Origin of the sequence: Rhizobium sp. Leaf371 (assembly GCF_001424045.1) — a bacterium.
In the GTDB taxonomy this organism is placed as follows: domain Bacteria; phylum Pseudomonadota; class Alphaproteobacteria; order Rhizobiales; family Rhizobiaceae; genus Ferranicluibacter.
In genome coordinates this window covers 401,502-426,828 of the sequence record NZ_LMQB01000001.1, presented here as the reverse complement: position 1 = coordinate 426,828, position 25,327 = coordinate 401,502, and the positions used below count along the sequence as shown (strand labels likewise).

The following is a 25,327-nucleotide window of genomic DNA, read 5'->3' as shown; positions in this document are numbered from 1 at the left end:
TGATGGATCGCATGTCCAGCATCGATGGACCGGGGACGACTGGCGAATCACGCCGATCGGGCTTCGTTTCACACGCGCAGAAGCTTGCGCGGAGCCTCTTGCATCGGTTTATTTTTCCTTAATGAAAACAGTTATTTCCGGGTTATCCCAGCGCCTTGTTTTTGCCATGACATTTGCCGGAGCATGCCGCAATTCGGTCGATATGAAGCCGATATCGGAGCGCCTTCTACAGTCTATCCGCTCAAGCTGTTCCGCCGCCTGCCCTCGAGGTCCGTCATGCCTGTATCCGCCCCACCTGCCCTGTCGTTTCTGCGTCGCGCGGCCTTCGGCCTGACCATCGCGGCCACACTTGCCTCGGCCGGAACCGCCATGGCGGGCCAGTGGACCGAGACGCAGGCGCAGACAGGCTTCGCATTCGAGCAGGCGGAACTGGCATCGGAGCAGGCGGACGATGCCCTGTTTCCGCTCGGCAAGCCCCCGGCCTTGATCGAAGCGACGGGACCCGAAGCCAACAGCCCGATGTTGTGGCTCGACAACGCCCCCCTCGGGGAGCCGGATCAGATGTCGACCGGCGCCATTCTCTCGGCCCGCCAGCTCGCCAGCATCAGCGCCTTCGCCCTGCCCGGCCGCATCATGCCGGCGGAACGCCATATCGCCATCGGACTGATGCTGCTGGCCGGTGCGGCGATGGCTGCGGTCAGCTTCGGCCTGTGGCGCTGGCAGGCGCGCGGCCTGTCGTGGGACGCGTGAACGCCATGGCATCCGAACCCGACCACAAACAGCAGCGCTTCAGTCTCTTTACCGGCCTCAACGCGTTAGAAACCATCGTCGTCGCCGCCATCGTCATCGTCGCGCTTGCCGGCATGATGCTGGTCGGCAAGGGTCTCTTCCTGCAGAGCCACATCGTCGCCGGCCCCGGCGCCGTCTTCGTCGCCGCGCTTTAGACCATAAGCCGCAGACGATCTTGTCATGATATCTCCCGCCTGCTAGCCGGATAGCCCGGCGAGCGGTGGAGGAGCAGGTCGTGACGCGTCTTCAGGCCAATCTCGTTCTTCTTCTTGCTGGCGCGATCTGGGGCGCCGGCTTCGTCGCGCAATCCACGGCGATGGAAACCATCGGTCCGCTGTGGTTCACGAGCCTGCGCTTCTTCATTGCCGTCATCGTGCTGACCCCCTTCGCGCTCTGGGAACACCGCCGCGCATCGATGGCCCCGAGCGGGCGCGATCTGCGCGGCTTCGTCGCCATCGGCGTCTCGCTCTTCCTTGCCGCCCTCACGCAGCAGATCGGCATCATGACGACGACGGTGGCCAATTCGGGCTTCCTCACCGGCCTCTACGTGGTGATCGTGCCGATCCTCACCGTTCTCTTCCTGCGCCGCCGCCCGCACTGGATCATCTGGCCGGCCGCCGGCCTGTCCTTCCTCGGGATCTTCCTGCTTTCGGGCGGCGCCCTGTCGCAGCTGACGGAAGGGGATCTCCTCACCATCCTTGCGGCGCTCTTCTGCGCGGTCCAAGTCATCCTCATCACCGTCTTTGCCCACTCCAGCGGCCGGCCTTTCGCCCTGTCGCTCATCCAGTTCGCAACCTGCACCGTCCTTGCCGGCGCAGTCGCACTGATCGTCGGCGAGCCGCTGTCGCTCGATGCCGTCACCGCCACGATCCCGGAATTTCTCTATTCCGGCATCTTCTCGAGCGGCGTCGCCTTTACCCTGCAGGTGGTCGGACAGCGCTACACCACAGCGCCGCAGGCCGCGATCTTCCTGTCGAGCGAAGCATTGTTTGCAGCATTCTTCGGCGTGTTGCTTCTGGGCGAAACCATCGCGCCGATCGGTTATCTCGGCGGCCTCATCATTTTCGCCGCCATGCTGATGGTCGAGATCGTCCCCGAATTCGGCCGTAACAGGACAGGCGAGAAGCCAGTCGCGTCAATAGGTTAGCTCGATCTTACCGCGAGATTCGCCTCGAAACGGCTGAGGCGGCCTATCCAGCCTAACCAGCGATCACGACATCGCATGTCGCAATCAGCCTAAATTTTGACCACCCCGTTCTCAAATGGAAATAGTTTCAATAGCTTGCAATCGCGGAGGTAAAAGCGAGGTTTATCGGCAGCTGCGCCGAATTTAGACAAACGCAACCGACTGACTTATTTCAATAAACTTTCGCTTGCCAATTGAAAATAAACGCATCAAGTTTACTGCGTTCGGGCAATCTGCGAACACGGGAAGACCTTAAGAATAAATGCGCACCGGGGACGCAAGAATTCTCCGGGTGGCCAGTGTCGGGGCGGTAGATCCGGCACGGGACATGAATGACAGGACCTTTCCTCACAGTCGAGACATGCCTGCCAATCGCCCTTTGGGCACATTCGTAATGCTGCTCGCCGCATCCGGGCAGAGGAAAAAGGACCTGACGCATGGCCGAAACCGGCATTGTAAAATTCTTCAACACCGACAAGGGCTTCGGCTTCATCAAGCCTGACAATGGCGGCGCGGACATCTTCGTCCATATCTCCGCCGTCCAGGCCTCCGGCCTCAACGGACTGACCGAGAACCAGAAGGTCAGCTACGACACGGAACCGGATCGCCGCGGCAAGGGCCCGAAGGCCGTCAATCTCAACGTTTCCGGCTGAGACATCAGCCGATCGCACGACAAAGCGGAAACCTGGCGTACGCGCCGGGTTTTCGTGTGTTTGTACGAGCACCTGTCGGCCGAGGGCGCGGAAGCGCGTCGCGATCGTGTGCGGCACGTGTCACGCAGCAAGGCTGACGGGGATGCTGCATCGAAAAGATGGCGTGTGCTGTCCATCCTCCGATGACGACGCTGCAGGACGTCGCTGTGCAAACGCGGACTCCGCAAAATCGCTGCGGGTTTCGCATCACCCCCCAATCCGATATATCTGTCGTTTTCGGCGCGCGCGCCATGAAAACGAACCGTTCACCCTGCATTCAGTTTGGCTCACCTAAAGTGGGTTCATCGTAAGGGACGAGCCGTTTCGTCCCGTGAGACAGGATCAACGCTATGAAAACCTTGGTCAAAGCTGCAGTTCTTACCATTGCATCGCTTTCTGCAGTGCTGCCGAGCATGACGCCGGCGCATGCAGACGATTGGCGCTATCGCCGCCATCATCATCGCGGCAATGACGGCCTGGCGCTTGGCGCCGTTGGCCTCGCCACGGGTCTGATTGTCGGTGGCGCCATCGCCAGCGCGCCGCGCTACCGCAGCGAGGAGCGTGTCTATATCGACCCGCCGGCTGACGAATACTACGAGCCGGCACCGGTCTATCGCCGTGCGCGCCCGGTCGTCGTCAACAATTACGGCTCGCTGGAGCCATGGTCGCCGTCCTGGTACCGCTATTGCTCGAACCGTTACCGTTCGTTCGACTCGCGTAGCGGCACCTTCGTCGGCTATGACGGCCGCTCCTACTTCTGCAACGCCGGCTGACCTGCCGGGATTGCCTCAAACGAAAAGGCCACGCTTCCCACGAAGCGTGGCCTTTTCGTTTGACCGAAGGTCGGGATCGATCCGTCAAAGTCCCCGCAGATAAGGATTGGTCCTGCGTTCCTCGCCGATCTGCCCGCCTGGACCATGGCCACAGATAAAGCCGAAATCGTCGCCGAGCGGCAGGATCTTCGTGCGGATCGAGTCGAGCAACTGCTGCTGGTTACCGCCCGGAAGATCCGTGCGACCGATGGAGCCGCGGAACAAAACATCGCCGACATGGGCGAACCGCTGCGCCTGATGGACATAGACGACATGTCCGGGCGCATGACCGGGGCAGTGCAGCACCTCGAAGACATGCTCCCCGAACGAGACCGTATCGCCATCGGCAAGCCAGCGATCGGGCAGCACGTTCTCGACCTTCATGGTGAGGCCGAAGCGCTCGGCCTGCGCCTCCAGTTTTTCAAGCAGCGGCCTGTCGTCTTCATGCGGCCCGATAATCTGAAGGCCGGTCGCCTCCTTCAGCTCCTTGGCGCCTCCGGCATGGTCGATATGGCCATGCGTCAGCCAGATCGCCTTGAGCGCGATCCCGTTCTCCCGCACCGTCTGCAGGATCACGTCGACGTCTCCACCGGGATCGACGACGACGCCCTCCTTGGTGTCGCTATCGAAGAGGATGGTGCAATTCTGCTGGAAATGCGTGACCGGAATGATGCCTGCCTGAAGCATGGGAACCCTCATCTGCGGCCGCTGTTGGGTGAGCAGCCGAACCTACAAACGGCACAGGCCAAGCGGCCATCGTGCGACGTGTTGCCGGTATAGGGCCAACGCGGGCGGAGGGAAACCTGCGAAGCGCTTTGGCGCGCCGCCGTCATCGACCTCCTGGTGTCGCGATCCGCTTAACGGACCGCGGCGATCTCCAGGTTGTCGCCGGCCGTCAGGCTCGGAAGCACGGGATAGTTGATCGTCGTCATCAACAGCGCGAAGACCGCAATTTTCGCAAGGACCACGGTGATCACGACCGGGCGAAGCTGTTCGGCGGTCGAAGAAACGGGAGAAAACGTCTCGGTCTGCATGGCACGGGTCCTTCTGTCTGAGCCGGGAATGCGCATGTCTGAGAAAGGTTCCGGCACGCTGCGGCTGAAAGGGCCTATTTCTTTCGCAGGCAAAACCGGTTGTTGCAAACCGGCAACAAACGCGCTTTCCTGCTGGCAGAGCGCCCCCGCAAACGGTAGAAAGAGGCAGGGCACAGGACTTTAGATCCGCAGGACTTACGCATTTGGCAGAACAGATCCCTTTGGCTGAACAGGATTCCCCGGCGGAAAAGATGCGCCATGCACAGGCGAAGACATCGGGCAGCGACACCGGCACGAAACCGGCTTCGCTGGAGCGTGCCGGGCTCGATTACGAACTGATCGAGCTGTTCTTCTTCGCCTATCGCGATTTCACCTCCGATCCCGATGTCATCCTAGAAAAGCGTGGTTTCGGCCGGGCGCATCATCGCGTGCTCCACTTCGTCGATCGGGAGCCGGGCATGACGGTCGCCGACCTTCTGGAAACCCTGAAGATCACCAAGCAGAGCCTGGCGCGCGTTCTCAAGCAGTTGATCGATGGCGGCTATATTCATCAGGTTGCCGGCCCTGAGGATCGGCGCCAGCGCATGCTCTATACGACGCATGAGGGCAAGGCGCTCGCCAAGGCCTTGGCGGAGCCACAGTCGAAGCGCATCGCGGATGCCTTGGCCAAGCTCGGTCCCGAGGGCCGCGATACCGTTCGCCGCTTCCTCGCCAGCATGAAGACCGGATCCGTCTAGCGCCTTCGCGGGAGAGGCGCATTCGGACGATGTGAAAAACAAAAAAGCGGGTGCTTCTCGTTCGAACAGAGGTGACCGGAAGAACTTCAGGGAGCGACGACGATGACGAAACCCTTCTCCCTTCCCGACGATGCACCGCATCTCCTGATCGTCGATGACGACCGGCGCATCCGCGATCTTCTCAATCGCTATCTTGTCGAGCAGGGCTTTCGCGTCACGACGGCCGCCGATGCGGACGAGGCGCGCCGTCGTCTGACCGGCATCGATTACGACCTCCTCATCGTTGACGTCATGATGCCGGGCGAGACCGGCATCTCCCTCACCCAGAGCCTGCGCCGCGTCAAATCCGTTCCCATCATCATGCTGACGGCGCTGGCCGAAACGAATGCCCGGGTCGAGGGTCTGGAAGCCGGTGCCGACGACTATCTACCGAAGCCTTTCGATCCGCGCGAACTCGTCCTGCGCATCAACAATATCCTGCGCCGCAACATGCCGGTGCAGGCGCCGAAGGTGGAGCAGGTCATTTTCGGCCCTTTCACCTTCTCCGTCGTCCGCCGCGAGCTTCGCCGCGGCGCCGATCATATCCGCCTGACCGATCGCGAGCAGGAGATCATGATGCTGTTCTCCCAGCGCGCCGGCGAGACGATCCCGCGCCACGAACTGGTGAGCGACGATACCGAGGTCGGAGAACGGACGATCGACGTCCAGATCAACCGGTTGCGCCGGAAGATCGAGGACGACCCGTCCAATCCGGTCTGGCTGCAGACCGTGCGCGGCATCGGCTACAAGCTGGCCATAGACTAGAGCATTCCCAGCCGAAGCAGGCTCGCTTCGGCGTCGGAGAATGCTGCAAAACAAAGACCGAGGACAGACCCTGTGAACCCCGTAGTCACAAGAAATGTCCGAAATCACGCCGGGCCGGCCATCGGTCTACAGCGCTCAACCGCATCCGCAAGGATGCCGCCATCCCCGGCGACGGGAAGGACAGTGATGATCGAATCCGTTCGCCAGACGAAGACGGAGCGGGGCGAGAAGCCGCGCAGCCCGCTTGCCCGCTGGCTCCGTCGCCACCTGCCGATGGGGCTTTACGCCCGCTCGCTGCTGATCGTCATCATTCCCATGGTGCTCCTGCAGTCCATCGTCGCCTTCGTCTTCATGGAGCGCCATTGGCAGCTGGTCACCCAGCGCCTGTCTGCGGCCGTCACGTCGGACATCGCGGCGGTCATCGACCTCATCAACACGATGCCGCCCGCGTCCTACCCGGACATCGAATCGATCGCCCGCCGGCAGCTCGGCCTCTTCATCTCGCTGGAAAATGGCGGCGAACTGCCCATGCCGGTGCGCCAGCCCTATTTCGATATTCTCAACCGCATCCTGTCGGACGAAATCCGGCAGGAAACGAAGCTGCCCTTCTGGCTCGACACCTCGACGAGCGAGGATGACGTCTACGTCCGGATCAAGCTCGACGGCGCCCGCATCCTGCGCGTCACCATGCGCCGCAATGCCGCCTATGCCTCCAACACGCATATCTTCATCGTCTGGATGGTCGGCGCGTCGCTGGTGCTTCTCCTCATCGCCATCCTGTTCCTGCGCGGCCAGATCCGACCGATCCTGCATCTCGCCCGTGCGGCCGAAAGCTTCGGCAAGGGTCAGAAGATCGACGATTTCTCGCCGCGCGGTGCCGAAGAGGTTCGCCGGGCGGGCCTTGCCTTCATCCAGATGCGCGAACGGATCGAGCGGCAGATCGAGCAGCGCACCACCATGCTCACCGGCGTCAGCCACGACCTGCGCACCATCCTCACGCGGTTCAAGCTGCAACTGGCCATCGCCGGCGACAATCCCGATCTTCAGCCGCTCAATCAGGACGTCGAGGACATGCAGAGCATGCTCGAGGGATATCTCGCCTTCGTGCGCGGCGAGGCCGAAGAGGATGTCGGAACGCTGAAGCTGACGGACGTCATGACGCGCCTTTCGGCCGAGGCCGAACTGCACGGCAAGACGCTGACCACCGTCGTGGAAGGCGACGACGAGGTTCGCGTGCGGCCGAACGCCTTCACGCGCCTCATTCTCAACCTCGCCTCCAACGCCTATCGCTATGCCGACACGATCCATATCGAGGCGCGACACGGACAGCGCTGGCTGTCGATCACCATCGACGACAACGGCCCCGGCATCCCCGAGCGGTCCCGCGAAGACGTCTTCAAACCGTTCTTTCGTCTGGACGAAGCCCGCAATCTCGACAGCAGCGGAACCGGCCTCGGCCTTGCCATCGCGCGCGACATCGCCCGCAGCCATGGCGGAAACGTCACCCTGTCGGACAGTCCGCTCGGCGGCCTGAGGGCCATCGCCCGCGTTCCCGCGTGAGGCGCAACCGCCTCAGCGCGTCAGAGACACCGTGCGGGCCGCCATGCCGGACAGGCTGCAGGATCGCGTCTTGAGCGACGCATTCTGGTAGATATCGACGAAGCCGCCGATCAACTGCAGGCAGCCAGCCTCGGGTATCTCGACGCTCTGGCCCCCATAGATCGAGATGTTACTCCCCGGCGCATAGATCACGCCGGACAGGAGGTCGCGGACATTCCCCTGGTAGAGGCTGAACGCTCCGCCATAGATGTAGAACAGGATGTTTCTGTAACCGAACGTTGGCGTGCTTGCCGTCGGCGCCGTCATGGCCATCGTCCCCACACCATGGAGGCTGACGCTGCCGCCATAAAACGCGAAGGTCGTACCCACGGCCGTCAGCGCATCCGATTTGAAGGAGTAGGATCCCCCGTAAAAGAAGGCCGAACTCGATCCACGTTGCGCATCGCCCGTCCTGTCCCGCCCCACCACGATGCTGGAACCCTCGAAGGTTGCGCTCCCCCCGTAGAAATTGAGATCGCCGACGCCAAACACGGTTTCGGAACCGGGACTGAGCGTCAGCGACCCGCCGGAAAACTCGAAAGGCCCATCACCGAATGTCAGCCGCCCGCTGCTGTTCGTCACCGTGCCGCCATACAGATAGAACGGCCCGTTGCCGAAGGTCGTCGAACCGGCAAGTGTGTTGGTCAGGGAGCCGCCCCAGAGGTAGAATGCGCCGTTGCCGAAGGTGAGCGATCCCGCATTGGAGATGGTCCCGCCCGCGACATAATAGGGCCCGTCGCCGAAACGCAGGGTTCCATTCTGGTTGGTGATCCCGCCCCCGATGCGGAACGGCCCGTTGCCGAATGTCAGCTTGCCATGCTCGGCATTGGCAACGTCTCCCAAAATGGAGAACCCCATATTTCCAAAGCTCAGGGTGGCGGGTGCGTTGTCGATCTTCCCGATCACGACCAGCATGACGCTCGCGCCGGGCAAGGGATCGAAGCGCGTCACGGCACCGCTTCCATTCAGAAGGGAGCCGCCGATGGCGTAGCAACCCGAGCCGAAGGTGAGCTGATTGGTTCCGGACAGAACGACATCGCCGCTGATCGTGGTCGGGTACAGGCAGGTGGGGTCCGGCGCACCGCGCGCCGTGATGGCGATGGTCGAATTGGAAATCGAGAGACGGCCGTAGCGACGCGTTCCCGGCAGAGAAACGGTGGCGCCGGAATACGTCTCATCCCCGCCGAAAGCGATCTCCAGCGTGAGGGGCGCCTTCGGAATGGTGGTGCCGTAAGCCCAGTTCGTCATGCCCTGCAGGCGGGATTTGATTGCCAGAATGCGCGGATCCGCCGCAAGCGGATCGACGCTCGGCGTATCGAAGGAGAAGCTCGAAAGAGGCGGATCGATCAGCCCTTGGGAACAGACGAAGATCGTTTGCACGTCGCGGGAGGTTCCGACCTCGACCTTGCGTGCCGCCACGAGAGGCGTGCCGCAGAGATTGAGATAGGTCGCCGCCGCGATGGTGCAGCCGGGACCATCGACCACCGCCCTGTCGTAGATGCTGGTCGCCCCGAACAGCGACCGGATACAGTCGCCGGTCCCCTCCGCGACGACACGGGCGGACGAGCTGCCGCCCACGGGCACCGTCCGCTTGTCCGTGAGGATCTGACCGAAATCGAGCGGGCTCTGGTGCAGGATCCGGGTCGAAAGCTCGGGAACGCCCGAGGCCCCTGCCGTCACCGTGGTCTCGACCTCGCCTGGCTGGAAGCCGTTGACGACGGCCATCTGTCGTGCCGTTGCCAGCGCGGTGGCGCTGGGCGCCGTCCTGACGATGGGCGAAGGCGTGTTCGCAGCCGCGAGATTCGCGATATCGGCCGCCCGCTGGGTGCGCAGCTTCTCGACATAGAGCGACGACGTCTCCAGCGCGAGCGCCGAGATCATCAGCAACACCATGATGGAGAAGACCGACATGATCGCGACGGAGCCCGCGTCGTCCTTGCGAATGTCCCTCATGTCGCTTCCTCCTGAACGAGCGTTCCGGATGACCGGACGCGAAAGGTTCAGCTGTTGGGATAGGACGCGCTGCCGGAGAGCGTCATGGTGTAGCCGAGAAGATCGAAGGGCCTGTTCAGCGTGACCCGCGTCGAGACGGCCGGCCCCGTTGCCACGGCAGGTTCGATGAGGATCTCGGATGCCGTCAGACCGAAAATGCCGCGCTCGTTGCCGAGCGTGGTGATGAAGCAGATCTCTGCGACCGATGTGCAGCCGGCCGGAGGGACCGTGCAATCCGGACCGTTCACGGCCAGACAGCGTGCCGCCTCCGCTGCGACCTGATTGAGGATCGAGGTGCTCCAGATGGCGATCCCCATGCCGATCATGCCGAAAATCACGGCGAAGAACACCGGCGCGATGATCGCGAACTCGACGGCCGTCGCTCCGTCCCGTCCCAGGAGGACGCGGCGCATCACTGCACCCTGACGAGCGCGGCATCGGCAACCGCGAGAGAGCCGCCGAACAGATCGGCGGACAGGAAGATCGGCGTGATGTGCCCGCTGACGCGGATCGAAACGAATTTGCCGGAGGTCAGGTTGCCGCCGCAACCGGTGCTCGCAGCGCCTGCGGCGGTGAACACGGCGGGATAACCGCTCACACAGAACGTGGTCGATGTCTTCGCCCCCGTGGGATCGTCATTGATCACCACGCCGACCGAAAGATCGTCGCTCACATTGGCCAGCAGACTGTTTGCAACGCCCGCGACATTCGCCGTGTAGGCCTGCGCCGTTGCCACGGAGAGCGCCTGCCCTTTCTGGAACGCGTAGTAGGCGGCCGCGGAGATTGCCGCGTTGACCCTGAGTTTCGCATGATAGGCAAAGCCGAGATCGATGAGGCCGACCATCAGCAGAAGGAAGATGGGTGACATCAAGGCGAATTCGACGGCCGCAACGCCGGAGCGATCGCTCAACAGCCGCCCGACCGGATGAAGCCCCGGACCGGGCCCAAAGCGTGGCCACCGGGGCCGCACGCCGCCGGAATGCCACAGCGTTTTCACGGATTTCCGCCCGGCTCGGATGCCGTCATGGTTGCATTGTCGGCTGAGAGAAAGGACACGCCGACATCGAGCGACTTCCTCCATGCAACGCTGCATGACCGGATCGAACCGTCCGAAAACGTCACCTTGAACGTATCGGGGATCGTTGGAACCTGACTGAAAGACAGTTTAGCTCCACTCCCCGAAAGGTTTCTCAATATACAATCAAGTGTCGAACGACCGTCGTTGAAAATGATGCGGCCGGATTTGTACGTTTTCATGCGCGGTTGACGACGATGTTCTTGCATCCATGACTCCCGAAAATGATAGGAGCAGAAAGGTCTCGATTCCTGCTGACCGCCGATCCGGTTCGCCGACGACAGAGGAGCGACGGAGTACCATGACCGGTTGCATCGGAAACGCTACCGCCAAGAACTTAAGGATTTTCTAAATATGCGTGACTCAATTAGAGTTTTCTAAGAAAAAATCTAATTGGAAACACTGACTGTGGCGCGACGCGTCCACGCGCGGTCGAAACGATACTTTCGGACAGGACGGAAGAGCGCAGATACGCCCCGCGCGGGATGGACGCTAGAGAAGCTTCCGGCCATTCGGGACCGGCTTGCCCGCCGATGCGAGGACGATGGCACCCGCCTCGTCCTCGAAACCCAGCGTCAGGACTTCGGACCGGAACGGGCCGATCTGTCGCGGTGGAAAGTTGACGACGCCGAGCACCTGGCGACCGACGAGCGTTTCCAGATCGTAGTGGACGGTGATCTGCGCGGAAGACTTTTTCAACCCGATCTCGGGGCCGAAATCGATGACGAGCTTGATCGCGGGCTTGCGCGCTTCCGGAAAGGCGGAGGCTTCGACGATCGTGCCGGTGCGGATGTCGACCTTCTCGAAATCGGCATAGGTAATCACATCGTTCATCGGCGTTCGCCCTCGTCAGACATGTTAAGGCCTGTCCCGCAAAACTGTGCGGCGGTTCGCGAAACGGAGAGATCGCGACGCGTTCAGTTCGCCAGTTCTTCGGCACGTTGCCGCGCTGCGGCCACTGCGGCGGTAAAAAGGGGCTGCATCCCGTCTTCGGCCATCAGCACCGCGAGGGCGGCAGCGGTCGTGCCTCCCGGCGATGTGACGTTCTGGCGAAGCCTGGAGGCGTCATCGGGGGACTGGTGAAGCAGTTCACCAGCCCCCGCGACGGTTTCCCGTGCGAGACGCATGGCAAGGTCCGCCCGAAGTCCGGCCTTGCGGCCGGCTTCCGCCATGCATTCGACGAGATAGAAAACATAAGCCGGCCCGCTGCCCGACAGCGCGGTGACGGCATCGATATCCGCCTCGCTATCGACCCATTCGACGGGACCGGACACTTTGAGGAGATCGTTGACGCGGGCGCGCTGCTCGTCACCGACCTTCGCATTGGCGAAGGCGCCGGTGATACCGCGGCCGATCATGGCGGGCGTGTTCGGCATGGCGCGCACCATGGCGGCGTCGCCGAGATGAGACTGGAGAAAGCCGAGCGTCTTGCCGGCGGCGACCGACACGATGACGGTCTGTGGCCCGACGAGGCCGGAAAGAGCCGGAAGAACGGCCTGCATGACCTGCGGCTTGACCGCCAGAAACAGAACGGATGCCGTGACACCCTCTGGCGCGACCGTCACATGACGCGCGCCATGATCGGCGATCATCGCCGCCATTGCGGGCGGCGGACCCGGATCGACCACCAGGACATCGCCACCGGCAATACCGCTCTTCAGCCAGCCGGACAGCATGGCACCGCCCATATTGCCGGCCCCGACGAGAACGATCGGGCCCACACCGCTCGCCACCACGATCAGGCTTCTCCGACCGTTTCGAACATCACGGCCTCGACCGCGCGCTCCGCATCGACGCCGGACCAGACCACGAACTGGAAGGCCTGAAAATAGCTCTCGCAGGCATCGAGCGCGCTCGACAAGAGAACCTCCACCTGACGATTGGTCGGCTCGGCACCGCCGGACAAAAGCAGCGACTGGCGAAAGATCACGACATCTTCCTGCCGCCAGAGATCGAAATGCCCCATCAGCACCTGGCCATTAATGTGGGAGAGAAGCCGGATGACCTCGTTGACGCGGCTTTCGGGAACCTTGATGTCGAAGGCGCAGGCGAGATGCAGGGCTTCGAACTCCTCCATCCAGGAGAAGGAGACGTGGTAATCGGACCACTTGCCTTCCACCGTCATGGCGATTTCGTCTTCGCCGGAACGCTCGAAGCTCCAGTCATTCGTGGCCGCGACGAACTCGATCATATCGACCGGATTGGATTGACGCTGCAGTTCCAGTTCTACGAGGCTCATGCTTCACCTTCAAAGTTCCAGCGTGGCATGCGCCGTCGCGTTCGCACGCGAAGCCCCACAGGCCCGACAACACCGGAAACAACATGGAATGATCGACGAACGCACGACGAAGCCGAACCGATGACCCTGCCCGTATCTCGTGTGACCCGTTTCGAATCATCTTGTAAAATCAGTGTATAACGCCGGAGTCTGCACACCAGCCCCGACCACCCAAAAAAGGCGTCGCAGCTGTGGATAGAGCTTTGGAAACTGATTCAGCCTGAGTCAGTAAAGGATTCAGCGGATTGCGTTTTTTAGGGATGTCCACAGGGTCGAATTTTTTCTCGTTTTCGCTCTGCGGCAACCCTCTCATGAGGGCGATAAACGCCCCTCTCTAAGCCCAGCCTATCGGACGAACGAAAAAAAGCGGGAAACACCCTTCCCGCTTCGCAATATCGGATGGAGAAGAAGGCCCGATCAGCCCTTTTCGGCAAGCCGAGCTTCCAGGAGCGCGACGCGTGCCAGCAGCGCATCGTTTTCCTCGCGCGCCCGCAGCGCCATCTCGCGCACGACCTCGAATTCTTCGCGCTTGACCACATCCATCGTGTTGAGGATGCGCTCGCCCTGCGTCCGGAACATCGTCTCCGCTTCGCGTCGCACGCCCTGTGCCGCGCCCGCGGCATCCGTCATCAGCTTGGCAAGATCGTCGAGGATGCGGCTTCCACCTGTCGTCGTCATGATGTCCCTCCGGGATCGCGGTTGAAGCGCCGCACGGCGCCTGTGATAGGGAGGTAGGAGAGGCAGGACCGGGTTGCAAGGAAAAACCAGTGAATCATGAGACTTGCCGCTCCGCCTTCGCTTGACCCCATGCATGCCGCCCGCCATGGTTCGGGCAAGCGAATGCACCTATGCCGGTTCGCAGTGAAAGACCCGCCGCAGGTCCTGATCCGTTGCCGGGTCGCCAGGGGATCGGCCGGGTGTAACCGAGGCTGAGCCACGTCCTTTGGAACCCATCGCAAGCCTTCTTTCGATTTTGCCCTTTCCGGAGATCGACCCGGTCCTGATCTCCATCGGGCCCCTTCAGATCCACTGGTATGGCCTGGCCTATGTCGCGGGCATCCTGCTCGGCTGGCTTTACGCGCGCCGGATGGTTCGCAACGACACGCTGTGGGGCGGCAAGGCGCCGATCACCGAGGTCGATCTCGATGACTTCCTGCTCTGGGTCGCCGTCGGCATCGTCGGTGGTGGTCGCATCGGCTACATCCTGTTTTACGACCTCCCCTCCGTGATCGCCAATCCGCTTCGCGCCTTCGAGATCTGGAATGGCGGCATGTCCTTCCATGGCGGTCTCATCGGCACGATCCTCGCAATGCTGATCTTCGCCCGCAAGCGGTCCATCCCCATCTGGAGCCTGTTCGACATCGTGGCGGCCGTCGTGCCGATCGGCCTGTTGTTCGGGCGCCTCGCCAACTTCATCAATGGCGAACTCTGGGGCCGCCTGTCCTCCATGCCCTGGGCCATCGTGTTCCCGACCGGCGGTCCCTTCGCCCGCCACCCGAGCCAGATCTACGAAGCCATTCTCGAGGGCATCCTGCTGCTCGTCGTGCTCGCTGTCCTCATCTACAAGCGCCACGCCTTGCGAACACCGGGTCTCGTCGCCGGCGTGTTCATCACCGGCTATGGCCTTGCCCGCATCTTCGTGGAATTCTTCCGCGAACCCGACGCGCAGATCGGCTATCTCGCCGGGGGCTGGCTGACGATGGGCATGCTCCTGTCGCTGCCGATGGTCGGCCTCGGCCTCTGGGCGATCCTGCGCGCCAGCCGGGCGAGCGCCCTTCTCAGAGGGCGCCTATGACCACGCCGCTCAGCGACAAGATCAAGGCGCTCATCCTGGCAACGGGCCCGATCAGCGTCACCGACTATTTCGCGCTCTGCCTCGCAGATCCCGAACATGGCTACTACCGCACGCGCGAGCCTTTCGGACAGAGCGGCGATTTCATCACCGCGCCCGAGATCAGCCAGCTGTTCGGCGAACTCGTCGGCATGTTCCTGTTCGAGGCCTGGCGCCGGCACGGATCGCCGGAAACGGTCGCGATCGCGGAAATCGGACCCGGCCGCGGCACGATGATGTCGGATATCCTGCGCGTGCTTTCGCGCCTCTCGCCGGACCTCTATGAAAAGGCGAGCGTGCATCTGGTCGAAACCAGCGAGCGGCTGCAGAAGGTCCAGAGCCAGACTTTGGTCGCCCACAAGTTCAAGATCGCCTGGCACGAGAGCTTCGAGGAGATCCCCGACGGCTTCCTGCTGCTCGTCGCCAACGAGCTTTTCGATGCCATCCCCATCCGCCAGTTCGTCAAGACCGAACAGGGTTTTCGCGAGCGCATGGTCGGCCTCGACGCGAACGACACGCTCTGCTTCACCGCCGGCGTCGCCACCATCGATCCCGATCTCCTGCCGCCGGGAGACAACATCCCGGTTGGCACGATCTTCGAGGTCGCGCCGGCCCGCGATGCGGTCATGGCCGCGATCTCTTCCCGGCTGAAGCGCAGCGACGGCTCCGCTCTCATCATCGATTACGGGCATATGGCCACCAATTACGGCGATACGCTGCAGGCCGTGCGTGACCACCAGTTCGATCCGCCGCTCGCCCATCCGGGCGAGGCCGATATCACCAGCCATGTGGATTTCGAGCAGCTGGCCCGCCGGGCCGTCGCAGAGGGTCTCCGCATCAATGGCCTGACCTATCAGGGGGATTTCCTGCTCGCCCTGGGCATCCGCGAACGGGCCGAGGCGCTCGCGCGCGGCAAGGACATCATCGTGCAGGAAGGCGTACGGCAGGATGCCGAACGGCTTTCGGGCTCGGGCGAAGGCAAGATGGGCGAACTCTTCAAGGTGCTCGCCGTCAGCCATCCCGCCATCGCCCTTGTGCCGTTCCAGGCTTGAGCATGTTGCCTCCGGCGTCTGTGCGGGACAGCGGACAAGGCAGCCTTGCAAACCCCGCGGCCGACATCGTTTTTCGCCTGCGCGATTGACAGGGCGGGACGCAAAAGGTCAACATCCCGCGCAAATCAGAGGCGGGCCATGTCTGGCATCGCCCGTTTCCTTCGCAAGCACGGACATCGAAAAAGGGCGAAAGACCAATGCCGGACGACGCCTTGCCTTCCCCTATCCAGAGCCCTCTGCTTTCCTCCGCCTCTCCCCTGATCGCGCACGGGTTTTTCACCCGCGCGGGCGGCGTCTCGGAGGGCCTTTATGCGGGGCTGAACGTCGGCCTCGGCTCGCGCGACGCCCGTGCGCATGTCGAGGAAAACCGCGCCCGTGTCGCCGCCTGGTTCGGCCAGCCCGTCGAGAGGCTCGCGACCGTGCATCAGATCCATTCACCCGACGTCGTGACCATCGGCGCCGATTATGACGGCACGCGTTCCGAGGCGGATGCGCTGGTCACGACGACGCCCGGAATCGTGCTCGGCGTCCTCTCGGCCGATTGCGGCCCCATACTCTTTGCCGACGCCAGAGCCGGCGTCATCGGCGCGGCGCATGCCGGCTGGAAAGGCGCGCTCACCGGCGTCCTCGAAAACACCATCGCCGCCATGCTGGCACGCGGCGCGACGCGGTCGGACATTCATGCCTGTCTCGGGCCTTCCATCGGCCCTGCCAATTACGAAGTCGGACCGGAATTCGTCGAGCGATTCCGCGCGCAAGACGCCTCCTATGACAGGTTCTTCACGCCCTCCGAGCGCGCCGCCGGCCACGCCATGTTCGACCTTCCCGCCTTCACACTCGACCGCCTGTCGGCAGCCGGCGTCAAGGCCGAAACGCTCGACCTCTGCACCTATGAGGACGAAGCACGCTTCTTTTCCTACCGCCGGACGACCCATCGCAGCGAGCCGGATTACGGCCGGCAGATTTCCGCCATCAGCATCAGGGAGGCATGACATGGCCCTTCACTTCACCCAGGACGAGTATGCCGCACGCCTTGCCAGCCTCACGGCGAGGATGCGCGAAGACAAGCTCGATGCCCTGCTGCTCTTTGCTCAGGAGAGCATGTACTGGCTGACCGGCTACGATACGTTCGGCTATTGCTTCTTCCAGACGCTGGTCGTGAAATCCGATGGCTCGATGGTGCTGCTCACCCGTTCCGCCGACCTTCGGCAGGCGCGCCACACCTCGAATATCGAGCGCATCGAAGTCTGGGTCGACAGGGTCAATGCCGATCCGACGATGGACCTCAAGAACCTGCTGAGCGAACTCGATCTGCTCGGCGCCCGCATCGGCATCGAATACGACACCCATGGCATGACCGGACGTATCGCCCGGCTGCTCGATCACCAGATGGCGAGCTTCGGCCAGATCGTCGATGCCTCGATGCTGGTCGGGCGCCTGCGCCTGATCAAGAGCGCCGCCGAAATCGCTCATGTCGAGAAGGCCGCGAGCCTTGCCGACGACGCGCTGGATGCCGCCTTGCCGCTGATCGGTCCCGGCGGCGACGAGGCCGCTATCCTTGCGGCCATGCAGGGTGCAGTCTTTGCAGGCGGCGGCGACTATCCCGCCAACGAGTTCATCATCGGCTCGGGTGCCGACGCCCTTCTCTGCCGCTACAAGGCCGGCCGCCGCAAGCTCGACGCACAGGACCAGCTGACGCTCGAATGGGCCGGTGTGAGTGCCCACTACCACGCCGCCATGATGCGCACGATCGTGGTCGGTGAGCCGACCAATCGTCATCGCGAACTCTACAGCGCCTGCCGCGAAACCATTCAGGCGATCGAGATGGTGCTGCGGCCGGGCAATACGTTCGGCACCGTCTTCGATGTCCACGCCAAGATCATGGACGAGCGCGGCCTTGCCAAGCACCGGCTGAACGCCTGCGGCTATTCGCTCGGCGCCCGCTTCTCGCCCTCCTGGATGGAGCAGCAGATGTTCCATGCCGGCAATCCGCAGGAAATCCTGCCCAACATGTCGCTCTTCGTGCACATGATCATCATGGACAGCGACAGCGGCACGGCCATGACGCTCGGGCAGACCTATGTGACCACCGACGGCGCACCGCGGGCCCTCTCCCGCTTCGGCCTGGATGTGATCGACCTCTGAGATCCCGCGCACGGTAGAGCGGGCCCAAGGCCCCGCCAGCCCCAAAAAGGAGACGCCGGATCAATACGGCTTCTTAGGATTATCGCCGTAATCTGGTTGCCTGACGTTTGCGACCGACGGGATAGGCCCGTCGGGTGGCGTCACAGTGTGCCAGCGTATCGGCGTTTCATACTGCAGCGTATCCCTCATGCCCCAAGGCATGCGGCGTGCTGGAGACGGGCGGCGGGCGCGGCATCTGTCCAGGATGGAGGTCGACCGTGCGCATCCTCTTTGCAACGACGACGAACATCGCGCGCAGCCGCGCCAGAGCATCGCTGTGCGTTCTGCCTTTCCTTTTCACGCTGTCGTCCTGCAACAGCATCGACGCGCTGACGCCGCCGGAAAATGTCGGCGACGGCAGCTATCAGTCGTCCCCGGTCAATCAGGCCGACCTAGACACCATGTCTTCGCAGCAGCCCGTCGTCAGCAGCGCACCGGATGCGGCGACCGCCGTTCACGAGATGCGCGTGCAACGGTCGGCGAGCCTCTCCGACCCCGATGACAACGCGCAACCCAACATCACCGGCACCGCCTATGCGCGCGGAGACGAGGACTATCGCAATCCGGCCGGCTCCTTCGAGGCGCAGGCGCAGGCGCTCGCCAGCAACCCGCCGCCGCAGATCTCCGCCAACGAAAGCGCCGTCGGCTTCCCTGCGACCGGCAATCAGGTGAGCGAAACCGAGGCCGCCGCACGCACGCAGACGCCGGAAGCCCAGGCGCCGGAGGCGGAACAGGCGGAAACGTCGGAAAACGATGTCCCGGCCGTGGCGGGCAGCCCGCCGCAGGAAGAGGCCGCCCTCGCGCCGGCCGCCAAGGCCGGCCCCGTCGGCAGCATCCGCTTTCTTCCCATCATGGGCGCGCCTGTCGAAGCCATCCGTCCGCTTTCCGAACAGCTCGGCGCGGAAGCCCGCTCCAATGGCCTGATCATCAAGACAGCGGCGGATCCCGGCAGCCAGCACATCCTCAAGGGCTATTTCTCGGCCTTCAAGGACGGACGAAAGACGACCATCGTCTATGTCTGGGACGTGCTCGATCAGGCCGGCAACCGCCTGCACCGGATCCAGGGCCAGGACAGCGTCGACACGAAGGGCGCCGATCTCTGGTCTGGCGTTCCGCCGCAGACCATGCGCGACATCGCGAGCAAGAGCGTCGGCCAGTACCTGGCATGGCGCGACGCGTCGGCCGGGTAGGCCCTTCAAGCGCCGTCTCCGGTGGTCCCTCCGAAATCTTTTTCGGATAAACCGTCCCGATACCGGCCTTGCTCTTGCATTCAGGGAGAAGGCCGCTATGAAGCGCCCATCGGCATCGACGGGCGCACGCTCGCTGGAGCCGCTGCGCATTGGGATGCGGGTTTACGGAATCTTGCGGATTACGGCAAACGGACCGTCCGGTTCGGGCCTATCCCGGACAGCACGACAGGCGGACCATCGATGAAGGTTTTCGCAGGCAATTCGAACCGGCTCCTGGCCGAAGCGATCTGCAACTATCTCAATCTTCCGCTCGGGCGGGCGACGGTCCGGCGCTTCGCCGACCAGGAAATCTTCGTCGAGGTCCAGGAGAATGTGCGCGGCGAGGATGTCTTCCTCGTCCAGTCCACGTCCTTCCCGACAAACGACCACCTGATGGAACTGCTGATCATGATCGACGCCATGCGTCGCTCGTCGGCAAGGCGCATCACCGCCGTCATTCCCTATTTCGGCTATGCCCGCCAGGACCGCAAACCCGGACCGCGCACGCCGATCTCCGCCAAGCTCGTCGCCAATCTCATCACCGAAGCCGGAGCCGATCGCGTTCTGACGCTCGACCTGCATGCAGGTCAGATCCAGGGCTTCTTCGACATTCCCACGGACAACCTCTACTCTGTGCCGATCCTGACGCGCGACGTGAAAGAGCATTATGAGCTCAGCAACGTCATGGTCGTCTCGCCGGACGTCGGCGGCGTGGTGCGCGCCCGTGCGCTCGCCAAGCGTCTCGACTGTCAACTGGCCATCGTCGACAAGCGCCGCGAGCGGGCCGGCGAGTCCGAGGTCATGAACGTCATCGGCGACGTCACCGGCAAGGACTGCCTGCTGATCGACGATATCGTCGACAGCGGCGGCACGCTCTGCAACGCGGCAGAAGCGCTGCTGAAGAACGGCGCCACCAGCGTCACCGCCTACATCACCCACGGCGTCCTGTCCGGCGGCGCGGTCGCCCGCGTCACCTCGTCCAAGCTGAAGGAGCTCGTCATCACCGACAGCATCCAGCCGACGACGGCGGTGCAGTCCGCCCACAACATCCGTGTGATCTCGACGGCAAGCCTCATCGGTGAGGCGATCAACCGCACGAGCCAGGAAGAGTCCGTCTCGAGCCTCTTCGACTGATCCCAGCCCTCGGAACGTTTCGATATCAGCTGTTGATGACGATCATGCCGCCGATGAGCAGCAGGGCGCCGACGGCCGTGCGCAGTGTCAGCGTTTCCCCGAGGAAGATGCTGGCAAGCAGTGGCACGAAGCAGAACGTCAGCGCCATGAACGAATAGGCCATCGTCAGCGGCACGCTCTTCAGCACGAAGATCCAGACGAGCGTACCGATGCCGTAGACGGCAAGAGCCGCGATCATCAGCGGATTGAGCAGAAGCGCGACGATGCCGGCCACGCCGAATTCGCCGGTGGTGCGGCTCGACAGCTTGAACAGCACCTGCCCCATCGCAATCATCAGCGGCGTGCCGGTCAGGCCCAGCCACAATGCGGGGCTGTAGCTGCCCGCGCCGTTCATGCCGCTGCCGCCGCGACGCCGCCGGCGGCCGTGCCCGCCTTCTCCACCGTTTCGCAATAGAAGATGTCGCGGCCGATGTCCTCGCAGACATGGATCGAGGGAACCGGATGGACGGCCCGCAGGAAGGAGTGCGTGTAGGGAAAGAAATTGAAATGCGGGTTGAAGCTGTAGCGATACTCCCGCTCGCGCGGCACGACGATGATCAGGCGGCGGCGCGCGATGCGGCGCAATTCGGCGATCGCCTGCCGGTAGTCGAGGACATGCTCGATGACATGCGTGCAGACGACCGTATCGAAGGCGCCGTCCGCAAATGGCAGGTCCTCGATGCGCGCGGCGATGTATTCGACACCGGGAAGGCTTGCGGCGTCATCGACGACGAAATCGACGCCGGTCACGCGGGAAAGACCGGGGCGGGACGCCTGGATATGCTTCAGCAGCGCCCCGGTGCCGCAGCCGACATCGCAGACGCTGTCGCCTTCGATCGCGTCGGCAATGCGGCGGATGCAGGCCGACGAGTTGTCGGTCCCTTCATGCACGCGCGGATGCTTGCGATAGAGATCTTCATACTCCGCCTCCGACAGAAACGGCGCGCGGGCGCGAAATTCGGCGAGGTGAACGATATGCTCGCCCCAGACCAGCTTGGCCGCCGCGCGGAACAGCCGCGAATCCCGAACGACCGGCGGCAGAAGGTCTTCCAGCACGAAGCGGATGCGGTTTGTCGTCTCGCGGTTCATCGATCGGTCTCCAGATGTTAAGCGGCCGCGCTGCGCACAGCGCTCGCTTCATGCGGTACCGGCTCGACCGCACCGGCGCCGGGCTCGGCCAGAAAGGGGCTCGACGGCAGGGCCATGTAGTGAAGCCGCAACTGCTCGGCCCTGGCGCGGGCAAGCGAGTCGAGGATGAGCCCCGCAGTGAACATCATGAACGAGATCATCATCAGCGCCACCGAAAGAACCCAGGTCGGCATGCGTCGCACGAGGCCGGTCTCGAAATATTCGACCAGCACGGGTGCCATGAAGATCAGGCTTGCGGCCATGAAGGCGCCGCTGATGGCGCCGAAAAAGGTGAAAGGCCTGGTTTCCTTCATCAGCATGGCGAACATCCACAGGATGCGCCCGCCATCGCGGAACGTGGACAGCTTGGAGTGTGATCCTTCGGGCCTGCGGCCATAGTCGAGCGGCATCTCGCAGACCGGCAACTTCAGCCGCGACGCGTGCACGGACATTTCGGTTTCGATTTCGAAACCGCCGGAAACGGCCGGAAAGCTTTTGGCAAACCGGCGCGAGAACACGCGGTAGCCGGAAAAGATATCGGTGAAATCATTGCCGAACAGCGTCCGGTAGAGCCGGTTGAACAGCCGGTTGCCAAAGGCGTGCCCTTGACGGCCCGCATCGGCCTTTACGCCTCGGCGTGTGCCCACGACCATATCCGCCCGCTCCGACAGGAGCGTGGCGATGAGCGCGGGTGCGTCGGCAGCCGCGTAGGTGCCGTCGCCGTCCGCCATCACGTAGATATCCGCATCGACATCGGCGAACATCCTGCGAACGACGTGCCCTTTTCCCTGCCGCATCTCGCGCGTGACGATCGCGCCGGCCAGCGTCGCCCGCAGGGCCGTCTCGTCGGTGGAGTTGTTGTCATAGACATGGATGCGCGCCAGCGGCAGCGCGGCGCGGAACGCATGGACGACGGAGATGATCGTCGCGGCCTCGTTGTAGCAGGGGAGAAGGACGGCGATCCTGAGGTCTGTCGGAAGCGTCTGCATCGGTGTCATCCATGGCGGTCCGACGACAATGCCGATGAAATCTTAAGGTCCCGTTGAAGATGTCTTCGACGCGGCGGGATCGCACCGTCTGGCATGCCTTGTCCGGCAAAGGCTTTTTTCACCTTCCTGCCCTATCGTGCCGGCCAGCCGGACATCCCGGACGACGCTTGCGAGGCCCACCGTGACCCATCCCGAACCCGCCCTTCGCAGTGCCGGCCGCTTTCCAGATACAGGTCTAAAACTCAGAGTATTGCGGGACAGGCCGTGGGCCATCGTCCTCCTTGCCATCATCATCGTCGTTCTCGCCTCCCTCGTCGCCGGCATCCGGGCCACGGACTATGTGGGTCGCGACAATGACGACGCCATGCGCCTCGTCGAGGTGCGGGACTTTCTGGCCGGTCAAGGCTGGTTCGACACGATGCAATACCGCCTCGGCCTTGAGGGCGGCACGCTCATGCACTGGTCGCGCCTCGTCGATCTGCCGATTGCCGGGCTGATCGCCGTCTTCGGCCTTTTCCTGCGTCCGCAGGCGAGCGAAGCAGCGGCCCTGTTCGTCTGGCCCATCCTGTTGATCGCGCCGGTGGTGATCGGCGTTGCCCGCGCCTGCTTCAATATCGGCGGACGCCAGACCATGGTCATCGGTCTCATCCTCATCGTCCTCTCGCTGATCGGCAATATGCGTTTCCAGCCGGGAAACATCGATCATCACAATGTGCAGCTCGCCCTGATCGCTCTGCTCATGGCTGGCCTCACGGACCCTCTGGGCCGTCCGCGCGGCCATGTCCTTGCCGGGATCGCGGCGGGCATCGCGGTTGCGGTGGGCGTCGAAACGACGCCGCTGGTCGCCATTGCCGGCACCGTCATCGCCCTGCGATGGGCATGGCATGGAGAGCGGATGGAAGGCGCGGCGAAGGCGTTTGGCCTTTCGATTGCCACGACCGTCACTTCGGCATTTCTTGTCACCACCCCGCCGCATCTCTACGCGCTGGTCACCTGCGACAACCTCTCCCTCGGCTTCTTCGCCATCGCGACATCCGGCGGGCTGGCGCTCTTCCTGTCGGCGCTCACAACCAGCCGGGCATCGGCGAAAGCTCGTGTGCTCGCCCTTGCCGCGTCGGCCGCAGCCGTTGCCGTGGTCACCCTGTCGGTCGCACCGCAATGCCTGCAGAACCCGCTCGCCTCCCTCGATCCGCTGCTGAAGACCCTTTGGCTCGACCGGGTGGAAGAAGCGCAGTCGATCGTGCAGCTGGCGCAGACCATGCCGTCCTATCTCGGTTTCGGCTTTGCGGCCGGCACTCTCGCGATCCTCACCTGCTTGGTTCGCATCTGGCGCAACGACCGGCGGGAACTGCACCTCGTCTTCCTGGCGCTTTGCCTGCCGACGCTCGCGATCAGCATGCTTCAGATCCGCGGCACGACCTTCCTCAATTTCCTCTCGATCTTTCCGCTCTCGCTCGCCGTGTCCGATCTGCGCACCCGTGCGTATCGCGAACCGAGGACGATCCGCGCGGAGCTCGCCTTCGCCGGGCTGATGCTGATGTCGATCCCGAGCATCTGGGGCCTCGCCGCAGCCGCGGTGGCAAGCTCGGCGGGCACGGAGGCGACGGTGATGACGGGCACGACGACGAGCGCCTGCGGCACGCGCGACGCAATCGCGCCGCTCGCCGACGAGCCGACCGGCCTCGTCGCTGCCCCCTCCAATCTTGGCGCCGCCATCCTGCGCTTCACGCGGCATCGTGTGCTCGCCGCGCCCTATCATCGCAACACGGCCGGCATGCTGGCGGAACTGAACATCGGCCTTGCCGCGCCGGATGCGGCGAGAGACCTTCTCCACCGCGATGGCATCACGCTTCTTGCCTTTTGTGCCGAGGACGGACAGACGGACCTGATCGCGCAGCGCGCACCGGGTGGGCTCTATGCGGCACTCGAAAAGGGCATCGTTCCCGATTATCTCGCGCCGGTCGCCACGCCGGGTCCGGCGGCGCTGAAGATCTTCCGCGTTATCCCCCAAGGACTGTAAAGGCTACGCGCCGGCGGGAACGGCGCAGGCCTCTCCGCCGGAAAAGAGCCGCGAGCGGGTGAGAAAACGCTTCTCGCGGCCGTTGTCGAGCGAGAACATGCCGCCCCGCCCGGGCACGACATCGATGATCAGCTGCGTGTGTTTCCAGACCGCGAACTGGCTGCCGCTGATATAGACCGGGACGCTGCCGATCTCGCCCAGCCGCACATCATGGTCGCCGACAATGTAGTCGTCCGCAGGATAGCACATGGGCGACGAGCCATCGCAGCAGCCGCCGGACTGGTGGAACAGGATGTCGGGATGATCGCGGCGGATCTCCTCGATGAAGGCAAGCGCCGCCTCTGTGGCGAGCACGCGCTTCTGACCGTCCGGCATATCGCCGACTTGAACGCCCTGCATGACAAACCTGTCCTTTTATGAGACCCTACTAAATCTAGTGAGTGACGACCTGTTCATAAATGTGACATACTTGCGCCCTGGATTTGGGAGGATCACATCATGTCGTACCGTGCGGAGTGCTATTTGACCTGCATCAGCCTGTCGCTGTTCCTCTGGAGCGCGCTGCTCCTGGTGGCGCAGCACGCCTGAAGAAGCCCTGCCGTACCGCCTCCCGCAGGCTGGAGCCGAAGAGCTTTCGGTGGGTCGCGAGACGCGTCGTTTCTGAGGCAGTATTCTGGTCAATCGCATCCGGCGAGCATCTGCTCACCGGATGCGTTTTAGCTG

At 63.2% G+C, this 25,327-nt stretch carries 29 protein-coding genes; 15 read left to right on the top strand and 14 right to left on the bottom strand.

Going from position 1 to position 25,327, the window contains the following annotated elements; all coding sequences use genetic code 11:
• Positions 1-276 precede the first annotated feature (276 nt).
• From ASG39_RS01910 to ASG39_RS01890, 5 genes are all read left to right on the top strand, one after another.
• The gene (locus tag ASG39_RS01910; RefSeq protein ID WP_132532030.1) at positions 277-750 is read left to right on the top strand and encodes a hypothetical protein; all 474 of its coding nucleotides are present in this window, start codon (positions 277-279) and stop codon (positions 748-750) included.
• 5 nt (positions 751-755) lie between these two features.
• Complete coding sequence (locus ASG39_RS01905; protein ID WP_062592272.1) at positions 756-944, top strand: hypothetical protein; 189 nt, start codon at positions 756-758, stop codon at positions 942-944.
• An 80-nt stretch (positions 945-1,024) separates the two neighbouring features.
• Positions 1,025-1,936: a DMT family transporter gene (locus tag ASG39_RS01900; RefSeq protein WP_062593328.1), complete on the top strand. Its 912-nt coding sequence runs from the start codon at positions 1,025-1,027 to the stop codon at positions 1,934-1,936.
• Between the two features lie 476 nt (positions 1,937-2,412).
• Positions 2,413-2,628, top strand: coding sequence for a cold-shock protein (locus ASG39_RS01895; protein WP_062476090.1), 216 nt, complete (start codon positions 2,413-2,415; stop codon positions 2,626-2,628).
• 389 nt (positions 2,629-3,017) lie between these two features.
• A complete protein-coding gene (locus tag ASG39_RS01890; RefSeq protein ID WP_062592270.1) occupies positions 3,018-3,440 on the top strand; it encodes a BA14K family protein in 423 nt (140 codons plus the stop codon).
• 84 nt (positions 3,441-3,524) lie between these two features.
• Here ASG39_RS01890 and ASG39_RS01885 read toward each other — a convergent pair whose 3' ends face one another.
• On the bottom strand, positions 3,525-4,166 hold the full coding sequence (locus ASG39_RS01885) for an MBL fold metallo-hydrolase (protein ID WP_062592268.1): 642 nt from the start codon (positions 4,164-4,166) through the stop codon (positions 3,525-3,527).
• A 170-nt stretch (positions 4,167-4,336) separates the two neighbouring features.
• Positions 4,337-4,513 carry a hypothetical protein gene (locus ASG39_RS24150; protein WP_200943852.1) on the bottom strand — a complete coding sequence of 59 codons (177 nt, stop codon included), beginning with the start codon at positions 4,511-4,513 and terminating at the stop codon, positions 4,337-4,339.
• A gap of 203 nt (positions 4,514-4,716) precedes the next feature.
• Here ASG39_RS24150 and ASG39_RS01880 point away from each other — a divergent pair, with 203 nt between their 5' ends.
• The 3 genes from ASG39_RS01880 to ASG39_RS01870 all read left to right on the top strand — a co-directional run bounded on the left by ASG39_RS01880 (position 4,717) and on the right by ASG39_RS01870 (position 7,614).
• Positions 4,717-5,250 carry a MarR family transcriptional regulator gene (locus ASG39_RS01880; RefSeq protein ID WP_244481097.1) on the top strand — a complete coding sequence of 178 codons (534 nt, stop codon included), beginning with the start codon at positions 4,717-4,719 and terminating at the stop codon, positions 5,248-5,250.
• 102 nt (positions 5,251-5,352) lie between these two features.
• Entirely contained in the window at positions 5,353-6,054 is a 702-nt protein-coding gene (locus ASG39_RS01875; RefSeq protein ID WP_062592266.1) for a response regulator transcription factor, read from the top strand.
• Positions 6,055-6,240: 186 nt separating this feature from the next.
• Positions 6,241-7,614, top strand: coding sequence for an ATP-binding protein (locus ASG39_RS01870; RefSeq protein WP_062592264.1), 1,374 nt, complete (start codon positions 6,241-6,243; stop codon positions 7,612-7,614).
• A 12-nt stretch (positions 7,615-7,626) separates the two neighbouring features.
• Here ASG39_RS01870 and ASG39_RS01865 read toward each other — a convergent pair whose 3' ends face one another.
• From ASG39_RS01865 to ASG39_RS01835, 8 genes are all read right to left on the bottom strand, one after another.
• Positions 7,627-9,606 (bottom strand): pilus assembly protein TadG-related protein, encoded by a 1,980-nt coding sequence (locus tag ASG39_RS01865; protein ID WP_062592263.1) that lies wholly within the window; start codon positions 9,604-9,606, stop codon positions 7,627-7,629.
• Between the two features lie 47 nt (positions 9,607-9,653).
• Positions 9,654-10,058, bottom strand: coding sequence for a TadE family protein (locus tag ASG39_RS01860; RefSeq protein WP_062592260.1), 405 nt, complete (start codon positions 10,056-10,058; stop codon positions 9,654-9,656).
• The gene (locus ASG39_RS01855) at positions 10,058-10,555 is read right to left on the bottom strand and encodes a TadE/TadG family type IV pilus assembly protein (protein ID WP_162242398.1); all 498 of its coding nucleotides are present in this window, start codon (positions 10,553-10,555) and stop codon (positions 10,058-10,060) included. The genes ASG39_RS01860 and ASG39_RS01855 overlap by 1 nt, the downstream gene beginning before the upstream one ends.
• 83 nt (positions 10,556-10,638) lie before the next feature.
• On the bottom strand, positions 10,639-10,929 hold the full coding sequence (locus ASG39_RS22980) for a PilZ domain-containing protein (RefSeq protein WP_082476841.1): 291 nt from the start codon (positions 10,927-10,929) through the stop codon (positions 10,639-10,641).
• A gap of 283 nt (positions 10,930-11,212) precedes the next feature.
• On the bottom strand, positions 11,213-11,554 hold the full coding sequence (locus ASG39_RS01850) for a tRNA-binding protein (RefSeq protein ID WP_062592256.1): 342 nt from the start codon (positions 11,552-11,554) through the stop codon (positions 11,213-11,215).
• A gap of 83 nt (positions 11,555-11,637) precedes the next feature.
• Complete coding sequence (proC, locus tag ASG39_RS01845; protein ID WP_082476839.1) at positions 11,638-12,456, bottom strand: pyrroline-5-carboxylate reductase; 819 nt, start codon at positions 12,454-12,456, stop codon at positions 11,638-11,640.
• Between the two features lie 2 nt (positions 12,457-12,458).
• Positions 12,459-12,959 carry a YbjN domain-containing protein gene (locus ASG39_RS01840; RefSeq protein WP_062592254.1) on the bottom strand — a complete coding sequence of 167 codons (501 nt, stop codon included), beginning with the start codon at positions 12,957-12,959 and terminating at the stop codon, positions 12,459-12,461.
• A 456-nt stretch (positions 12,960-13,415) separates the two neighbouring features.
• Positions 13,416-13,676, bottom strand: coding sequence for an accessory factor UbiK family protein (locus ASG39_RS01835; protein ID WP_062592252.1), 261 nt, complete (start codon positions 13,674-13,676; stop codon positions 13,416-13,418).
• 265 nt (positions 13,677-13,941) lie between these two features.
• Between ASG39_RS01835 and lgt the strand changes: the two genes are divergently transcribed.
• From lgt to ASG39_RS01805, 6 genes are all read left to right on the top strand, one after another.
• Entirely contained in the window at positions 13,942-14,793 is an 852-nt protein-coding gene (lgt, locus tag ASG39_RS01830; RefSeq protein WP_062592250.1) for a prolipoprotein diacylglyceryl transferase, read from the top strand.
• Positions 14,790-15,881: a class I SAM-dependent methyltransferase gene (locus ASG39_RS01825; protein WP_062592248.1), complete on the top strand. Its 1,092-nt coding sequence runs from the start codon at positions 14,790-14,792 to the stop codon at positions 15,879-15,881. Before lgt ends, ASG39_RS01825 begins: the two co-directional genes overlap by 4 nt.
• Positions 15,882-16,078: 197 nt before the next feature.
• Complete coding sequence (gene pgeF / locus ASG39_RS01820) at positions 16,079-16,873, top strand: peptidoglycan editing factor PgeF (protein WP_062592246.1); 795 nt, start codon at positions 16,079-16,081, stop codon at positions 16,871-16,873.
• Between the two features lies 1 nt (position 16,874).
• Positions 16,875-18,026 carry a Xaa-Pro peptidase family protein gene (locus tag ASG39_RS01815; protein ID WP_062592244.1) on the top strand — a complete coding sequence of 384 codons (1,152 nt, stop codon included), beginning with the start codon at positions 16,875-16,877 and terminating at the stop codon, positions 18,024-18,026.
• 314 nt (positions 18,027-18,340) lie between these two features.
• Positions 18,341-19,255, top strand: a complete 915-nt coding sequence (locus tag ASG39_RS01810; protein ID WP_082476928.1) for a hypothetical protein — start codon at positions 18,341-18,343, stop codon at positions 19,253-19,255.
• Positions 19,256-19,495: 240 nt separating this feature from the next.
• Complete coding sequence (locus ASG39_RS01805) at positions 19,496-20,428, top strand: ribose-phosphate pyrophosphokinase (protein WP_062592241.1); 933 nt, start codon at positions 19,496-19,498, stop codon at positions 20,426-20,428.
• A gap of 25 nt (positions 20,429-20,453) precedes the next feature.
• Here ASG39_RS01805 and ASG39_RS01800 read toward each other — a convergent pair whose 3' ends face one another.
• Genes ASG39_RS01800 through ASG39_RS01790 form a run of 3 tightly spaced genes read right to left on the bottom strand, consistent with a single transcriptional unit; the run spans position 20,454 to position 22,584 of the window.
• Positions 20,454-20,822 carry a transporter gene (locus ASG39_RS01800; RefSeq protein ID WP_062592239.1) on the bottom strand — a complete coding sequence of 123 codons (369 nt, stop codon included), beginning with the start codon at positions 20,820-20,822 and terminating at the stop codon, positions 20,454-20,456.
• Entirely contained in the window at positions 20,819-21,556 is a 738-nt protein-coding gene (locus ASG39_RS01795) for a class I SAM-dependent methyltransferase (protein WP_062592236.1), read from the bottom strand. Before ASG39_RS01795 ends, ASG39_RS01800 begins: the two co-directional genes overlap by 4 nt.
• 17 nt (positions 21,557-21,573) lie before the next feature.
• Positions 21,574-22,584, bottom strand: a complete 1,011-nt coding sequence (locus ASG39_RS01790) for a glycosyltransferase (protein WP_082476837.1) — start codon at positions 22,582-22,584, stop codon at positions 21,574-21,576.
• A gap of 181 nt (positions 22,585-22,765) precedes the next feature.
• On the opposite strand from ASG39_RS01790, the gene ASG39_RS01785 reads away from it, so the two are divergent.
• The gene (locus ASG39_RS01785) at positions 22,766-24,604 is read left to right on the top strand and encodes a hypothetical protein (RefSeq protein WP_244481096.1); all 1,839 of its coding nucleotides are present in this window, start codon (positions 22,766-22,768) and stop codon (positions 24,602-24,604) included.
• A 3-nt stretch (positions 24,605-24,607) separates the two neighbouring features.
• Here the strand turns inward: ASG39_RS01785 and ASG39_RS01780 are convergent, their stop codons facing one another.
• Positions 24,608-25,003, bottom strand: coding sequence for a DUF779 domain-containing protein (locus ASG39_RS01780; protein ID WP_244481095.1), 396 nt, complete (start codon positions 25,001-25,003; stop codon positions 24,608-24,610).
• Positions 25,004-25,327 lie beyond the last annotated feature (324 nt).

Coding starts and splice junctions, on each gene's coding strand:
- ASG39_RS01850 (WP_062592256.1), bottom strand. CDS start 11,554: ATGAACGATGTGATTACCTATGCCGATTTCGAGAAGGTCGACATCCGC.
- ASG39_RS01795 (WP_062592236.1), bottom strand. CDS start 21,556: ATGAACCGCGAGACGACAAACCGCATCCGCTTCGTGCTGGAAGACCTT.
- pgeF (WP_062592246.1), top strand. CDS start 16,079: ATGCCGGACGACGCCTTGCCTTCCCCTATCCAGAGCCCTCTGCTTTCC.
- ASG39_RS01815 (WP_062592244.1), top strand. CDS start 16,875: ATGGCCCTTCACTTCACCCAGGACGAGTATGCCGCACGCCTTGCCAGC.
- ASG39_RS24150 (WP_200943852.1), bottom strand. CDS start 4,513: ATGCAGACCGAGACGTTTTCTCCCGTTTCTTCGACCGCCGAACAGCTT.
- ASG39_RS01875 (WP_062592266.1), top strand. CDS start 5,353: ATGACGAAACCCTTCTCCCTTCCCGACGATGCACCGCATCTCCTGATC.
- ASG39_RS01835 (WP_062592252.1), bottom strand. CDS start 13,676: ATGACGACGACAGGTGGAAGCCGCATCCTCGACGATCTTGCCAAGCTG.
- ASG39_RS01865 (WP_062592263.1), bottom strand. CDS start 9,606: ATGAGGGACATTCGCAAGGACGACGCGGGCTCCGTCGCGATCATGTCG.
- ASG39_RS01910 (WP_132532030.1), top strand. CDS start 277: ATGCCTGTATCCGCCCCACCTGCCCTGTCGTTTCTGCGTCGCGCGGCC.
- ASG39_RS01905 (WP_062592272.1), top strand. CDS start 756: ATGGCATCCGAACCCGACCACAAACAGCAGCGCTTCAGTCTCTTTACC.
- ASG39_RS01825 (WP_062592248.1), top strand. CDS start 14,790: ATGACCACGCCGCTCAGCGACAAGATCAAGGCGCTCATCCTGGCAACG.
- ASG39_RS01885 (WP_062592268.1), bottom strand. CDS start 4,166: ATGCTTCAGGCAGGCATCATTCCGGTCACGCATTTCCAGCAGAATTGC.
- ASG39_RS01805 (WP_062592241.1), top strand. CDS start 19,496: ATGAAGGTTTTCGCAGGCAATTCGAACCGGCTCCTGGCCGAAGCGATC.
- ASG39_RS01860 (WP_062592260.1), bottom strand. CDS start 10,058: ATGCGCCGCGTCCTCCTGGGACGGGACGGAGCGACGGCCGTCGAGTTC.
- ASG39_RS22980 (WP_082476841.1), bottom strand. CDS start 10,929: ATGCAAGAACATCGTCGTCAACCGCGCATGAAAACGTACAAATCCGGC.
- ASG39_RS01800 (WP_062592239.1), bottom strand. CDS start 20,822: ATGAACGGCGCGGGCAGCTACAGCCCCGCATTGTGGCTGGGCCTGACC.
- ASG39_RS01890 (WP_062592270.1), top strand. CDS start 3,018: ATGAAAACCTTGGTCAAAGCTGCAGTTCTTACCATTGCATCGCTTTCT.
- ASG39_RS01870 (WP_062592264.1), top strand. CDS start 6,241: ATGATCGAATCCGTTCGCCAGACGAAGACGGAGCGGGGCGAGAAGCCG.
- ASG39_RS01780 (WP_244481095.1), bottom strand. CDS start 25,003: ATGCAGGGCGTTCAAGTCGGCGATATGCCGGACGGTCAGAAGCGCGTG.
- ASG39_RS01895 (WP_062476090.1), top strand. CDS start 2,413: ATGGCCGAAACCGGCATTGTAAAATTCTTCAACACCGACAAGGGCTTC.
- ASG39_RS01790 (WP_082476837.1), bottom strand. CDS start 22,584: ATGCAGACGCTTCCGACAGACCTCAGGATCGCCGTCCTTCTCCCCTGC.
- ASG39_RS01840 (WP_062592254.1), bottom strand. CDS start 12,959: ATGAGCCTCGTAGAACTGGAACTGCAGCGTCAATCCAATCCGGTCGAT.